The organism is Acidimicrobiales bacterium, from assembly GCA_035536915.1.
Classification (GTDB): Bacteria; Actinomycetota; Acidimicrobiia; order Acidimicrobiales; family JAHWLA01; genus JAHWLA01.
The window spans coordinates 1-14,466 of record DATLNE010000002.1 but is presented as its reverse complement, the minus strand read 5'-3'; the positions used below and the strand labels follow the sequence as shown (position 1 = coordinate 14,466).

General features: G+C 69.2%; 10 protein-coding genes. 7 read left to right on the top strand and 3 right to left on the bottom strand.

Annotated features, from left to right (window positions below; genetic code table 11):
* The first annotated feature begins 36 nt into the window (after positions 1-36).
* Genes VM938_00690 through VM938_00680 form a run of 3 tightly spaced genes read left to right on the top strand, consistent with a single transcriptional unit; the run spans position 37 to position 3,076 of the window.
* Positions 37-1,563: an acyl-CoA synthetase gene (locus tag VM938_00690; GenBank protein ID HVF73534.1), complete on the top strand. Its 1,527-nt coding sequence runs from the start codon at positions 37-39 to the stop codon at positions 1,561-1,563.
* Between the two features lie 20 nt (positions 1,564-1,583).
* Positions 1,584-2,087 (top strand): hypothetical protein, encoded by a 504-nt coding sequence (locus VM938_00685; GenBank protein HVF73533.1) that lies wholly within the window; start codon positions 1,584-1,586, stop codon positions 2,085-2,087.
* On the top strand, positions 2,084-3,076 hold the full coding sequence (locus VM938_00680; GenBank protein ID HVF73532.1) for an LLM class flavin-dependent oxidoreductase: 993 nt from the start codon (positions 2,084-2,086) through the stop codon (positions 3,074-3,076). Before VM938_00685 ends, VM938_00680 begins: the two co-directional genes overlap by 4 nt.
* A gap of 38 nt (positions 3,077-3,114) precedes the next feature.
* Here VM938_00680 and VM938_00675 read toward each other — a convergent pair whose 3' ends face one another.
* From VM938_00675 to VM938_00665, 3 genes are all read right to left on the bottom strand, one after another.
* A complete protein-coding gene (locus VM938_00675) occupies positions 3,115-4,341 on the bottom strand; it encodes an acyl-CoA dehydrogenase family protein (GenBank protein HVF73531.1) in 1,227 nt (408 codons plus the stop codon).
* A gap of 114 nt (positions 4,342-4,455) precedes the next feature.
* Positions 4,456-5,931 (bottom strand): hypothetical protein, encoded by a 1,476-nt coding sequence (locus VM938_00670; GenBank protein ID HVF73530.1) that lies wholly within the window; start codon positions 5,929-5,931, stop codon positions 4,456-4,458.
* Entirely contained in the window at positions 5,913-6,665 is a 753-nt protein-coding gene (locus VM938_00665) for a 3-hydroxyacyl-CoA dehydrogenase family protein (GenBank protein HVF73529.1), read from the bottom strand. Before VM938_00665 ends, VM938_00670 begins: the two co-directional genes overlap by 19 nt.
* 229 nt (positions 6,666-6,894) lie before the next feature.
* Here VM938_00665 and VM938_00660 point away from each other — a divergent pair, with 229 nt between their 5' ends.
* The 4 genes from VM938_00660 to VM938_00645 all read left to right on the top strand — a co-directional run.
* Positions 6,895-8,388, top strand: a complete 1,494-nt coding sequence (locus tag VM938_00660; protein HVF73528.1) for an ABC transporter substrate-binding protein — start codon at positions 6,895-6,897, stop codon at positions 8,386-8,388.
* A 10-nt stretch (positions 8,389-8,398) separates the two neighbouring features.
* On the top strand, positions 8,399-10,702 hold the full coding sequence (locus VM938_00655; GenBank protein HVF73527.1) for an MFS transporter: 2,304 nt from the start codon (positions 8,399-8,401) through the stop codon (positions 10,700-10,702).
* Positions 10,699-13,644, top strand: coding sequence for an ATP-binding cassette domain-containing protein (locus VM938_00650; GenBank protein ID HVF73526.1), 2,946 nt, complete (start codon positions 10,699-10,701; stop codon positions 13,642-13,644). The genes VM938_00655 and VM938_00650 overlap by 4 nt, the downstream gene beginning before the upstream one ends.
* 72 nt (positions 13,645-13,716) lie before the next feature.
* The coding region (locus tag VM938_00645) for a F0F1 ATP synthase subunit beta (protein ID HVF73525.1) at positions 13,717-14,466 on the top strand (750 nt) is incomplete at its 3' end.

The following is a 14,466-nucleotide window of genomic DNA, read 5'->3' as shown; positions in this document are numbered from 1 at the left end:
TCGGCCACGCCGGCTTTCCGGTGCAAGGAGGTTCCTGTGTACGGGGTGATAAGCGGGGAGCGGTTCACGCCGCAGGAGTTGCTGTTCGAGCGAGCCGCCCGGGCGGCTTCAGGGCTGGCGGCGGCCGGGCTGGAGCGAGGCGATGCGGTTGCCATCGTCATGCGCAACGACATCCCGTTCCTGGAGGCCTCCTACGCCTGCACGGCGCTGGGCGTCTACGCCGTGCCGGTCAACTGGCACTGGCAGGTCGACGAGGTCCGCTACTTGCTGGAGGACTCGGGGGCCAAGGTCGTCGTGGCCCATGCCGACCTCATGCCCGTCGTGCGTGCCGCGCTGCCCGAAGGGGTGCTCCTGCTCGGCGTGGCCACGCCGCCGGAGGTGGCGGCCGTCTACAACATCGCGCCCGAGCGTTGCGACGTTCCCGCCGACGTGCCGGAATGGGGCGCGTGGTTGAGCGGCTTCCCCGTCTGGGACCAGCCGCCTGCGCGCGCCGTCGGCACCATGGTCTACACCTCCGGCACGACGGGGCGGCCCAAGGGCGTGCGCCGCCAGCCTGCCGACCCCTCCCTGATCCCGGAGCTGATGCGCCTGTTCGGCCTCATGTCGGGCCTGCACGACGGCGCCCGCACCGTCGTGCCCGCCCCCATGTACCACTCGGCCCCCAACGGCTACGCCATCCAGGCAGCCCGGATGAAGGCCCTCGTCGTGCTCCAACCCCGCTTCGACGCCGAAGAGCTGTTGGCACTCGTGGAGAAGCACCGCATCACCCACCTGCAGCTCGTGCCCACCATGATGATCCGCCTGCTGCGGGTGGCCCGAGAAGCGCGCGAGAAGTACGACGTCAGCAGCCTCGAGTACGTGGTCCACGCCGCGGCACCGTGCCCGATCGACGTCAAGCGGAAGATGATCGAGTGGCTGGGGCCCATCGTCTACGAGTACTACGGCTGCACCGAAAGCGGCATGTTCACGACGTGCACGAGCGAGGAGTGGCTCAGCCATCCCGGCACCGTGGGCCGCCCCGTCGACGGCGCCGTCGTGAAGATTCTCGACGAGAACGGCAACGAGCAGCCCCCCGGGGTGCCCGGTGACGTCTACGGCCGGTTGGAGTGCATGGCCGATTTCACGTACCACGGCCAGGACGACGAACGACGGGCTATCGAGCGCGACGGCCTGCTCACCTGCGGCGACATGGGCTACCTCGACGAGGACGGCTACCTCTACCTGTGCGACCGCCGTAAGGACATGGTGATCTCGGGAGGCGTGAACATCTACCCGGCCGAGATCGAGCAGGTGCTCATCGCACTCGACGGCGTTCGGGACTGCGCCGTCTTCGGCATCCCCGACGAGGAGTTCGGGGAGGCACTGGCCGCCTACATCGAACCGGAACCGGGCGCCACGTTGGACGCCGACGCCGTGCGTACGTTCCTGCGAGAGCGGATGGCCGGCTACAAGGTGCCGCGGGTCGTGGAGTTCCGCGACGAGCTGCCGCGCGAGGACTCGGGAAAGATCTTCAAGCGTCTCCTGCGCGAGCCGTACTGGTCGCAGGCCGGTCGCTCAATCTGAGCTGGACGAGGAGGCTGGGCATGGGTTGCACGCTGTTCGCACGGGTCGCGGTGGCGGCCTTGGTGGTCATGGCGGGGTGTTCCGCCGAAGGGTTGGCCTTCCGGGTCGACGAGCGTGTCGACGTTGTCGCTCCCGAGGACGATGCTCTCGTCGAGGTCCCGGTCACCGTGCGGTGGACGGCCGAGGGGATCCGGACGGCGACGGCCACCCAGCCTGGGGCGTCGTTCCTGGTGCTGGTCGACCGGGCGCCTCCCTCCCCGGGCCGCACCGTGCAGTCGATGGTGGACGACGAGCCCGACTGTCGCGGCACCCAGTTGGCCGCCTGCCTGACCCCCGAGGCCTTGGCGCGGCGAGGGATCTACACGACGACGGCAACGGAGCTGCAACTCACCACGGTGCCCGTCCGACTCGGCATGCCCGCCGACAAACGCGACGAGCACGAAGTCACCGTTGCCTTGCTCGACGAAGCCGGCAAGCGTGACGGCGAGTCCGCCTTCCGGGTGACGTTCCGCGTTCGAACATGAAACTCGGCGTGCTGGCGGTGGCCAACTCGCCGGCAGAGATCGCCGAGCGAGCCCGCCGAGCCGAAGCCTCCGGCATCGACGCCGTGTGGGCCGCCGAGCTCTACGACCGGGCGGCAACCATCGGGGCTGCGGCCGTTGCCCAGGCCACCGAACGGGTGGCCGTGGGGACGGGCATCGCCTACGCCTTCGGGCGCACGCCCATGGTGTTGGCTGCCGAGGCGCGCAACATCGACTCGCTCTCTGGCGGCAGGTTCGTCCTCGGCCTCGGCACCGGGACCGTTCGAATGCAGCAGGACTGGATGGGCCTAGACGGCACAGCCCCGGCCGCCCGGCTCGAGGAGCTCGTCACACTCCTGCGCAAGCTGTGGCGCGTGCACGAGGGACCGGTCGACCACGACGGCCGCTTCTACCGCGTGCGCCTCCAGCCGACGGCGGTCACCGGCCCACCCCTGCGCATGCCGCCGGTCTACCTGGCCGGGTTCAACAAGCGCATGATCGCAGCGGCAGGCGCCGTGGCCGACGGCTTCATCGGCCATCCGGTGTTCACGCCGGAGTACGTCGACAAGGTCGTCAGGCCCGCGCTGGAGAGCGGCGCCCGCCGGGCTGGGCGCGACGGGGCCGAACTGCCGGTCGTCGGCTATGTGATCTGCGCCGTCGACGAGGACCCGGAGGTGGCCCGACGCTGGGCCGCGGGCCAGGTCGCCTACTACGCCACGGTGAAGACCTACGCGCCGGTGTTCGAGCTCCACGGCTTCGAGGCGGTGGTCAGCGACATCCGTGCCGCCTGGGAGCGCCGGGACCTGGCCGCCATGGCCGCGGTGGTGCCGGACGAGATGGTCGACGTGTTCGCCGCCGCGGGAACGGCCGACGACGTCCGGCGCAAGGTGCACGAACGGTGGTCGCCGGTCTACGACCAAGCCCTCCTGTACCCGGCGGGCCGCTCCGAGCAGTCGACGTTCGACCTGCTGCTCAGCACCTTCGCCCGCTGACCGCCCGCCGGGGCGGGCGGGCGGTCAGCGGCGAGTCCCTACAGCGGTAGGCCCCCGGTGGCGCCCTTCACCGACTGGGTGTCGTTCCAGGTGGCGATAGCGCCCCGGGCGATCTGCCACTGGTGCACCTCGTCGGCGCCGTCGGCGAAACGAGCCCATCGGGCCGACTTCATCATCCCGGCCAAGGGGCTGTCGGTGGAGTACCCGAGCGCCCCGTGTACCTGCATGGCCCGGTCGATGACGCGCCACAGGGTGTTGGCCACGAAGTGCTTGGCCATCGACACCTCGGTCTTGAACGGGAGCTTGTTCTCGATGCGGTAGGCAGCGTGCAGCACCATCAGCTTGCACTGGTACAGCTCCATCGTGGAGTCGGCGATCAACCATTGGATGCCCTGCTTCTCAGCCAGGTAGCTGCCGTGGGCATAACGCTTGGTCGCCCGGTCGATCATCAGCTCGAGGGCTCGTTCGGCCTGGCCGATCCAGCGCATGCAGTGAGCCAGGCGAGCAGGCCCAAGGCGGGCCTGGCCGAGGAGATGCCCTTGCCCGCGTCCGCCGAGCATGGCCGAGGCGGGCACGCGAACGTCGGTCAACCGAATCTCGCAGTGGTTGTGAGAGCCCGACATCGTCTCCACGTCGCGGACCACCTCCCACCCCGGGGTGTCCGTGTCCACGATGAACGCCGTGTTGCCCGCTTGGGCAACCTCCGGGTTGTCCTCGGTGCGGGCAATGACGATGGCGAACTTGGCGCCCCGGGCCCCGCTGATGAACCACTTGTGGCCGTTGATCACCCATTCGCTGCCGTCCTCATAGGCGCGGGTCTGGATGAGTGTGGGATCGGAGCCGGCCACCTCGGGCTCGGTCATGGCGAAGCAGGACCGCACCTTTCCGTCGCACAGCGGACGCAGGTACCGCTCCTTCTGCTCATCGGTGGCCCAGTGGAGCAGCGTGTGCATATTGCCTTCGTCCGGTCCTTGGCAGTTGAGGACGAACGGCCCGATGGGGTGGCGTCCGGCCTCGGTGAACACCGAGGCGACGGCGGTGGGGCCGAGGCCCATGCCGCCCCACTCGACGGGCATGTGGGGCAGCCACAGGCCCAGCTCCTTCGCCCGGTCGCGAAGGCCGAGCACGACCTTGACCCGGATCGACCGGTCGGTGGGGTTGTCGTCGAGCTGTTGCTGGCCCGGTCCCACCTCTTCGTCCATGAACAGACGGACGCGGGCGCGGACCTCTTCGATCTCGGGCGGAAACGAAAAGTCGATGGGCACGTTGCGGTCCTTCCAGTTGTATGTAAGCAACGGTTAACTAAATCGGGCCCGCCGCTGGTCGCCCGTTGTCCGGAGAAGGCTCCCGAGTGACAGGTCCACTCGGAGCCGCCGGCGTCAGGGAAGGGCGTCCAAGCGGACGAGGAGGTCGGCCAGTGCCACCACCTCGCGATGGAGCCGTTCCGGGTCCAGCTTGTCGAGGTGGCCGTGCTCGGCCATGGCCAGCAGGTAGGTCGGCGCCGGGAGGTAGGCGATGGTGGGCAGTCCCATCAGGCTCAGGGCGGCGGCCTCTCCGAGGATCAGGCGCCCGCCGAGAGGACGCATCAGCCAGACGTTCTCCAACACGTGGGCTTCGAGGGCCGCGCCCGCCACGGCGACGAGGTCGTCGTGGTCCGACACGTAACAGGGGGCGGGCTCGGGGCGGCCGGTCGCCACCATGCCGTCGCCGGTGTCGACCCACTCCGTCGCCCCTAAGTGTTCGATGCACAGGCACGCCCGCACGCGGGCGGCCAGGTCGGGCCGCTCCTGGAACACCTTGCTCACCGACTCGACGCCTGCCGTGCAGTGTCCGGTGGCGAACACGAACACCAAGCGACGGCGGTTGGCGTGGCGGCGGCGCCCGGCGAAGAGCTTCAGCAGGGCGAGCAAGGCCATCGGGCCGTTCTCGTCGACCGCATTGGGCCCGTCGGTGTGGGTCACCACCAGCACCACCTCGTTGTCGAGGTCGGAGCCGGGAACGTCCACGACGAGCTGGTCGGTGTTGCGTTGGCCCACGGTGGCCTGGAGCACAAGGTGGGCCCTCCGCCCGGGCGTGAGAGCGTGGGCTGCCACGGTGTCGACGAACACCGCAGGAAGGCCCTGGACCGGCTTCAGGATGGGCGCCCACTGCCCTCGCAGGGCGTCGGGAGAGGCATCCTCCAGCACGACGACGGCGCCCACGGCGCCCGCCTGGAGCAGCAGCGTGAGGTCAGGGGTCATGTGGATGCCGAAGCCGAGCCGTTCGTAGGCCTTCGGGTCCGACTGTGACGCCATGGTGCCGAGCCGCTGCCGCACGAGTGTCGACCAGTCGTCGCCTGGGCGGAAGGTCACGTCCATGCCGGCCTGTTCGGCGTAGGCCATGAGGTCGGCGTAGCTGATGCGCGTGCGCTGGCGTACCACGGCGATGCGCCCGGTCAGGTCACGGCCCGCCACCTCCTCTGCCGTGCCCGAGCCCACGTCGACCAGCTCGCCGGCCACGCCTTCCGGCGGCGTGGCTCCGGAGTAGTTGAAGTAGGAGCAGACCTCGACCGGCTGTGCCTCGCCTGCGTCGTCGACGACGCTGAGCGACCACCGCTCGGCGTCCCATGCCTCGAACGTCTGGGTGGTGGCCTCCGCGTCGACCCCGAACTCGCGCAGGCGGTTGCCGATCCAGGCCACGAAAGCGTCATGCGCATTCGTCCCCGTGTGGCGTGGGCCCATCTGCGTCATCCACGCCGTCCACTCCCAAAGCGTGGTGCGGTCGAGCACCTCGTCGGCGGTGACGACCGGCTGGGGGTCGTCGAGCACCCGGCCGGCACCTGCCTCCGCCTCGGTGGTCACCCCTTCTCGCCCCACTGCGAGTTGATGGCGCCGGCGATGCCCAAGGGCCCCGCGGGCCAGGCGTAGCAGTCGATCATCAGTTGATCGACGTCCTCCGCCTTGGCAATGCGCTCGTCGACTACCCGCCGGGCCTCTCGCATGGCTGCCACGTAGATGCGGCTGGTGACGTAGCCCCACGAGGCAGGTGTGTCACGCACGACGATGGGGTTCTTGCCGAATTGCGTGGCCAGTTCGCAGACGAGCTCGGTGGTCTCCTTCGAGGTCTGCTTGGTGACGACGATCTCGGCCAACGGGCGGATGGGGGCCGGCGAGGCCCAATGCCAGCCGATGACCCGGTCCGGCCGCTCGGTGGCACCCGCCATGGCGGAGATGGGCAGGCCCGACGAGTTCGAGGCGAACACGGCGAGAGGCTGCACAAGGCGGTCGAGGTCGGCGAACGTGCGCACCTTCAGGGCGTAGTCCTCCGGGATGGCCTCGATGACGATGTCGACGTCGGCCAGCCGTTCGCGGTCGTCGGTGAACGTCAGCCTGCTCATGGTGGAGGCCGCCTGCTCGGCAGTGAGCTTGCCCAGTTCGACGGCCCGCTCGAGGCCGTAACGGCCGCTGGTGACGGTGCGGCGGGCCTTCTCCACTGCGGAGGCGTCGATGTCGACACACACGGCCTCGCAACCGGCGACTGCAGCAGTCTGCGCGATGCCGGCTCCCATGTGACCCCCACCCAAAACGCCGACCCGCCGACTGCTGCCCATGCTGTCTCCCTTAGCGAACTGTCGTTAACTAACAGTGTTCCCGCGAAGGTCTGGCGCCGTCAAGGCCTAGAGGCTGTCTGCCCAGTGTGCCCCATCGCGTCGGATTTGGGTTATCAGCGGAAAATGGCCCTTGTCACGGATGTTAACGAGCGTTACTCTTCGACCGAGGGGGAGTTCGGACCATCGACCGTTGCGCGGGACGGTCGGCGTTGTCACGGGGAGCCGCACCATGAACATGTCCCGGCGGGTCTTGGCCCTCCTCCTACCGCTGGTGCTCACGGCGGGGTGCGCGTCGACGACCCCTTGGGCTCGCCAGAGCGACGATGTCCTCGAAGCCGGTGAGCACGCCACAGGGGTCGACCTCGACGGCGACGGCGACATCGACGTCACGACGGAGACGACGGCATCCTCGGCCGGGACGGCACTCGGTCCGGGCACCGGGCCCACGGGGACCGGCCCGACCGGGACGGCGCCCGGCACGCAGGGAACAGGACCGACAGGACCGACAGGACCGACAGGACCAGGCGGCTTCACGGGCAAGCCCTACGGCAAGGGCGTCACCGACACCAAGGTCAAGATCGGGTTCATCGCCACCAAGGAGGGTGTCGCCAACGACGCCTATGCACGATCTGGCCTGAAGAACATCGACAGCGGGCCGCAGGAGCGCTCGGCGCAGGCCATGGTCGAGTGGATCAACGCCAACGGCGGCATCAGGGGACGCACAGTCGAAGCGGTGATCCACGCCGTCGAGCGGGTGGACGAGACCGAGTGGTGCAACAAGTTCACCGGTGACAACGAGGTGCTCGCCGTCATCGTGAACAACCAGGCCACGTCGCTCGTCTCCTGCCTCGCCAACAAGAAGACGATGTTGCTCCACGAGGACAGCACCATCGGCGACGAGGAGGACTTCAGGCGGTACGCCCCCTGGTACTACGCGCCGGCGTGGATGGACCAGACCCGCAACGCCAAGGCCTACGTCGACGGGTTGGCGGCGCAGGGCTACTTCACTCCCGGCGCCAAGATCGGGCTTCTCCGTTACGACAGCCCGACCCACGCACGGGCGGCCTCCGTACTGAAGGCGCGCCTGGCCCACTACGGCCTGTCGGTGACCGAGGAAGTGGCCGGCTCAGGGCTCTCGGACGCACGGTGGCCGGGCGTCGCCGTCACCAACTTCCGGCGAGCCGGGGTGAAGAAGCTCCTGATCCTCGACTTCAAGTCGCAGATGGTCGTGCTGTTCGGCCTGGCCGCCGAGCAGGCGCAGTACCACGACCTCCAGTACGGGCTCAACAGCTCCTCGCTGTGGGATTTCTCGTCGGCGAACGTGGGCAGCCAGTTCGACAACGGGGGAGGGGCGGTCGGCGTCGGGCACCGGCCCATCGACGACGTGAAGTCGACGGACCACAACGCCACGGTCAAGCAGTGCTTGGCGATCTACGCCGCCAAGGGCATCCAGCTCCACACCTCGAACTCGCTCCGCTACAACCTCGCCTTCTGCGACCAGGTCATGTTCCTGAAGGCCGGCTTCGACCGGGCCACGGCGTTGAATGCCACAGCGTTCAACACAGCGGTGTCGCAGCTCGGTACGAGCTTCGTCCCTTCCCTGACGTTCGGGACCAAGATCGCCCCGGCGGGCATCGGTCCGTCGAAGGTCCGCTACGCCCGCTTCGACGCCGGATGCCAGTGCTTCCGATATGCGGGCGGCCTCGTCGACGTGCAGCCCTGAGGAACCCGCCTTGACCGCATTGACAGACGCAGAAGCAACCCCCGCGCGTCGCCGTCGGCGTCGCAGCCCGTCCACCACGGCCCCCGACGAGGTCGTCGACGTCGATGCCGCTCGCGAGCGCCTGCGGGCGACGGCACGGGACGCCTTGGGGGTGCACCAGGCAGGAGACCCCGCGCCGTTGCGCGAGGCAATGGCGAAGTCGAGCATCGGTTGGTACCCACTGGCGGCGCTGAGCCTGCTCGTCATCATCGACGAGTTCCAGAGCTACGCCTTCCTCGTGCTCGGCCCTGAGATCAGTGACTCGCTGGGGATCAGCCGGAGCAGCCTTGGCGCCATCGTGGCCTTCAAGACGCTGGCGATCATGGTGGCTGCCCTGCCCATGGCCGCCCTCGTGCAACGACGCGCCCGACGGGCCGTGCTCAGCGTGGCCACCGCGTTCGCCTGGAGCGTGGCCACCTTGGGCAGCGGCTTCGTGCGCAGCGGCTCGGCCCTGACCGGTGTGCTCGTGGCCGACGGCGCCAGCACCGGCTCCGTGCGCGCCTTGCACCCCCCGCTGCTGCTCGACAGCTATCCGCCGGAGGCACGGATCCGGGTGCTGTCGTTCTACCGGGGAGCCGACAGCGTGGGGAACATCCTGGCCCCGTTGCTGGTGGCGGCGCTCACCGCCCTGCTCGGCTTCACGTGGCGTGGCGTCTTCGTGGTCATGGGCGTGGTATCGGTCGCCGCCTCGGTCTTCGCCGTTCGCCTCCGCGATCCCGGCTACGGGCGATGGGATGTCGAGAAGGTCCGTGATCGAGTGCGGGAGGCGACCGACGGGGCCACGTCGACGATCGACGGCGACGACGTACGACTCGGCTTCTTCGAGATCGTGCGACGGCTGTTTCTGATCCCGACGGTGCGTCGCATGCTCGCCGTGTACGCCACCATGGGCATGCTCATCGTCCCGCTGTACACCTACCTGTTCTTCTATCTCGACGACCGGTGGGGCGTCGGTCCTGGTGGGCGAGGCATCTTCTTCGCCGCTTCGGCAGCGGGCTCGCTGGTTTCGTTGTCGCTGTTCGCCCGCCGGGGCGAGGCCGACTTCCGTCGTGACCCCAAGGTGTTCGTGCGCCGGGGCGCGATGTTCCTCCAAGCCGGCGTGATCGCCATGGCGGTCGCGACACTGATGCCGTCGTTCGCCTTGGTGGTGCTGTTGTTCTGCGTGTCGGGCGCCCTGCTCGCCCTGATGGTGCCTGTCCTCCATGCCGCGATGCTGTCGGTCGTCCGGCCGACGATGCGGCCGCACGCGGCGGCGCTGGCCGGCATCTTCCTCTCGGCGGTGGGCGGTTTCGGCGGCCTGCTCTTGCTGGACGGGTTCGACCGTCGCTTCGGCGCAGGCACCGCCATCGCCGTGCTGGCTGTGCCCGGCCTCGTGGCTGCGGCTGTCCTGCGGAGCTCGGCCTCGGTCATCGACGGCGACTTCGATCGGCTGCTCGACGAGATCGTCGAGGAAGAGCAGCTGTCGACGCTCCGCGCGCGCGGCGTGCAACTTCCCATGCTTTCGTGCCGCAACCTCGATGTGGCCTACGGGCGCCTTCAGGTGCTGTTCGGGGTCGATTTCACGGTCGACGACGGTGAGATGGTCGCCCTCCTCGGCACCAACGGGGCCGGGAAGTCGACCCTCCTGCGGGCGGTGTCGGGCTTGAACATCCCGAACCGCGGGAGCGTCCGCTACCGCGGTGCCGACATCACGTACCTGGACGCCGAGCGCCGGGTGCGCCTCGGCATCCTCCAAGTCCCTGGTGGCAAAGCCGTCTTCGCACCCCTGACCGTGGTCGAGAACCTTCGCGCCTTCGGAAACGCCCACGGTCGCAAGGCGCGCAGCGTCGAGGCCGACCTCGACATTGCCTTCGAGGCGTTTCCGGCCTTGGCATCTAAGCGCGACCAGCGGGCATCGACGCTGTCGGGTGGCGAACAACAGATGCTCGGGCTGGCCAAGGCGTTCATCGCCCAGCCCCGCTTGCTGCTGATCGACGAGCTCTCACTGGGCCTCGCCCCCAAGGTGGTCGGAGAGCTGCTCGCCATGGTCCGCACGATCAACGGCCGCGGCACCGCGGTGGTGTTGGTGGAGCAATCGGTGAACATCGCCCTGTCGCTCGTCGACCACGCCTACTTCATGGAGAAGGGCCAGGTGCGCTTCGACGGCAAGTCCTCCGACTTGCTCGAGCGCGCCGACCTGCTCCGGTCCGTGTTTCTCGGCGGTGCCGCCGGGGCGTTCGCCGGCGGTACCGCCGGCATCGTCGGTCACGCAGAGGAGAAGGCCGCACCGCGATGACGCTGTTCGGGGTCGAAGTCACCGCCGGGATGCTCGCCCTCGGGCTCATCACCGGAACCACGTACGGACTGCTGGCCATCGGGCTTGTGCTCGTGTACCAGTCGAGCCGTGTGCTCAACCTGGCGCACGGGGCGGTGGGCAGTTTCGGCGCCGCCGTGCTCGGCGTGGCCGTCCTGAGTTGGAACCTGCCGTATTGGATCGCCTTCGTCGTCGCGTTGGCCGTCGGAGCCGCCGCCGCATGCGTGGTGGAGACAGCGGCGGTTCGCCGCCTGCGGGGCGTGCCCAAGCCGATGAGCGTGGTCGCCACCCTCGGCTTCGCACAGTTCTTCCTGATCCTCGTCATCTCGCTGTTCACACACGTGGGCTCCGGCAACCAGTACCCCCTCCCGCCGGGGTTGCCCACGTTGCGCATCGGCGAGATGGTCCTCACCCGGGCCCACATGGCCATGCTGTTGCTCAGTCCGGCCTTCGTCGCCGGCTTGTTCGCCTTCCTGCGCTACTCCCCATACGGGATTGCCATCAGGGCGGCGGCATCGAGCCCCGACGGCGCTCGCCTGACCGCCATCTCGCCCGGGCGCATGTCGTTGCTCTCGTGGGGCGCGGCCGGAGCCCTGGCCACCTTCACGGCCGTCCTCATCTTCCCCACCCTCGGGTTCCTGCCCGTCGACCAGCTCGGCCCCGGCCTCCTCCTGCGGGGACTCGTCGGGGCCGTCGTGGCCCGCATGGCGAACCTGCCGAAGGCGCTGGCTGCGGGGCTCGCACTCGGCGTCGTCGAGGTACTCATCTTCTCGAACTACGGCCAAGGCGGGACCGTCGAACTGCTCATGTTCGTGGTGATCCTCGGTGCCCTCCTGTCGCAGCACCGCCACGGCCTGCGGGAGCGGGAGCGGAGCAGCTGGGCCACCGTGCAGGCGTGGCCACCCCTCCCGGCCCGACTCCGGGCCGTCCCTGCGGTGCGCCTGATGGGGCCCGGGCTCGCGGTCACGGGCGCGGTGGTGGCCCTGCTGCTACCCGCGTTCATCTCCAACGAGTCGGCGGGCAACCTCATCTCGATCTTCGCGGTCGCGACGGTCGCCCTCTCGCTCACGATCCTGACCGGCCTGGGTGGCGAGCTGTCGTTGGGCCAGATGGCCACCGCGGGCATCGGGGCCGTGGCGTCGCACCACGTGATCGTCCACACCGAGAACTACTTGCTCTCGTTCGCCGTCGCCGCCGTGATCGGAGCCTTGGCATCCGTGCTCATCGGCCTCCCTGCTCTCCGCATCCGAGGCCTCATGCTCAGCGTCACCACGTTGGCGTTCGCCTTGATGGCCCAGGCGTGGCTGTACCAGCAGTCGTGGGCGATGGGAGACGGGGTCGACACCGGGAAGCCGATCATCGGCTCCTTCGTGCTGGACAGCAGTCGTCGCTACTACTACGTGGCCCTCGCAGTCCTCCTCCTCGCGCTGTGGCTCACCCGCAACGTGCGGCAGTCGAGCTTCGGCCAGTCGTTGGTAGCGCTGCGCGACAACGAGGAAGCGGCCCGTGCGTTCACCGTCCCCGCCACGCGACGGAAGCTCCAGGCGTTTGCATTCGGCGGCGTGATCGCGGGCTTGGGCGGTGCAGTGATCGCGCACGCACTGGCCCGCATCCAGCCCACGGACTTCGGCGTGCAGCAGAGCATCGAGGTGGCGGCTGTCGCGGTCGTGGGCGGCCTGTCCCTCCTGGTGGGCCCGCTGCTCGGCGCCATGTACGTCATCGGGGTCCCGAGCTTTCTCCCCCTCGATTCGGCCGGCCTGGCCGGTACTGCCCTCGGCTGGCTGCTGCTCGTGCTGTACGCGCCGGGCGGGATCCCGCAACTCCTCCGGCCCGTGCGGGACCGGATCGTCGGCTACCTCACCCGGCACCTGCCTCCCGACGAAGCCCCGGTCGAGGCGCCTGCTCCGACCCCGACCGTCCTCCCGGTCGTGCGAGAGCAGGCCGTTGCCCCCGAAACCGGGTCGACGTCGCTGTTGGTCGTGGAGGGGATCGCCAAGGCCTACGGCGGGGTCCAGGCGGTGGGAGGGGCGTCGCTGCGAGTCGGCGCGGGCGAGGTCATCGGGCTCATCGGCCCCAACGGCGCAGGCAAGACGACGCTCTTCGACGTGGTCAGCGGCTTCGTGAAGCCGGACCGGGGGACCGTCACCTTCGAGGGGCGCGACGTGACCGCGCTGTCGCCTGAGGCCCGGGCCTCCCTGGGGCTCATCCGGTCCTTTCAGGACGGCGCCCTGTTCGACACGCTGACGGTGTTGGAGACGGTCCAGCTCGCCATGGAGCGGATGGCCCCCACCAAGCTGCACGAGGCAGTGATCGGCCTGCGCTCCCGCGACCGTCGCAAGCTCGAGCAGGCGCGCGAGGTCGTGCACCTCATGGGCCTCGATGCCTACGCAGAGAAGCAGAACCGGGAACTGTCGACCGGCACCCGGCGCATCGCGGAGCTGGCGTGCTTGCTGGCCATGCAGCCGCGCATCCTGCTGCTCGACGAGCCGTCCTCGGGGATCGCACAGCGCGAGACGGAGGCGATGGGTGAACTGCTGCTAGCTGCCGGAAAGGCGTTGGGAGCCGGCATCCTCATCATCGAGCACGACATCCCCCTCGTCATGCGCATCAGCGATCGTGTCGTGGCCATGGCGGAAGGCCGGGTGATCGCCGAGGGCTCGCCGGCTGAGGTGCGGGCCGATCGAACGGTGGTGGACTCCTACCTCGGAGGGGACCTCGTCGCCATCGACCGCTCGGGTGCCAGGAACGGTGCTGGGGCAACGAGAAAGCGTCGCGCAGGGCGCCGCCCGTCCGGCCCGGTGGCGTCGGAGGTCGACGAGCGTTGCAAGACGATCACCCTCGCCGGCACCCCCTGCACGCGGAAGGCAGTCGACGGCGAGTCATGTCGGCAACACCTGGAGCCCGCCGGGCGCACGGCGGGTTGACGGACCGGCGACGTCCGGTCGATACTCCGTGAACTGAAGTTAACTCCAGGTCATTCGAGAGGAAAACACGCTGTGGCCATCACGACTGAGCCGATCACCCCCGGTACCCCGCTCGGCCCGGACGGCCGTATCGTCGCCGTCGTCGGCCCGGTGATCGACGTCGAGTTCCCCACCGGCGAGTCGCCGGAGATCAACACGGCCCTGGAGTTCGACATCGACCTCGACGGCACGGTGACGACGGTGGTGGCCGAGGTCGTGCAGCACATCGGCGGCGGTCGGGTGCGGGCCATCGCCATGAAGCAGACCGAGGGCCTGAGGCGGGGGACGCCGGTGCGCAACACGGGCAAGGGCATCACCGTGCCGGTCGGCAACGCCACCCTCGGCCACGTGTTCAACGTCATCGGCGAGGCGCTCGACACCGGCGGCGAGGTGATCGAGGGCGACGCCCGCTGGGAGATCCACCGCCCGGCCCCGCCCTTCGAAGAGCTCGAGCCCCAGTCGAAGATGTTCGAGACGGGCCTCAAGGTCGTCGACCTGTTGGAGCCCTACGTGCAGGGCGGCAAGATCGGCCTGTTCGGCGGCGCGGGCGTGGGCAAGACCGTGCTCATCCTCGAGATGATCACCCGGGTGGCCCGCCAGCACGGCGGCGTCTCGGTGTTCGCCGGCGTGGGCGAGCGCACGCGCGAGGGCAACGACCTCTGGTTGGAGATGGCCGAGTCGGGCGTGCTCAAGAACACCGCCCTCGTCTACGGCCAGATGGACGAGCCGCCGGGCGTCCGCCTGCGGGTGGCGCTGTCGGCCCTGACCATGGCCGAGTACTTC

Coding starts and splice junctions, on each gene's coding strand:
- VM938_00685 (HVF73533.1), top strand. CDS start 1,584: ATGGGTTGCACGCTGTTCGCACGGGTCGCGGTGGCGGCCTTGGTGGTC.
- VM938_00680 (HVF73532.1), top strand. CDS start 2,084: ATGAAACTCGGCGTGCTGGCGGTGGCCAACTCGCCGGCAGAGATCGCC.
- VM938_00665 (HVF73529.1), bottom strand. CDS start 6,665: ATGGGCAGCAGTCGGCGGGTCGGCGTTTTGGGTGGGGGTCACATGGGA.
- VM938_00660 (HVF73528.1), top strand. CDS start 6,895: ATGAACATGTCCCGGCGGGTCTTGGCCCTCCTCCTACCGCTGGTGCTC.
- VM938_00650 (HVF73526.1), top strand. CDS start 10,699: ATGACGCTGTTCGGGGTCGAAGTCACCGCCGGGATGCTCGCCCTCGGG.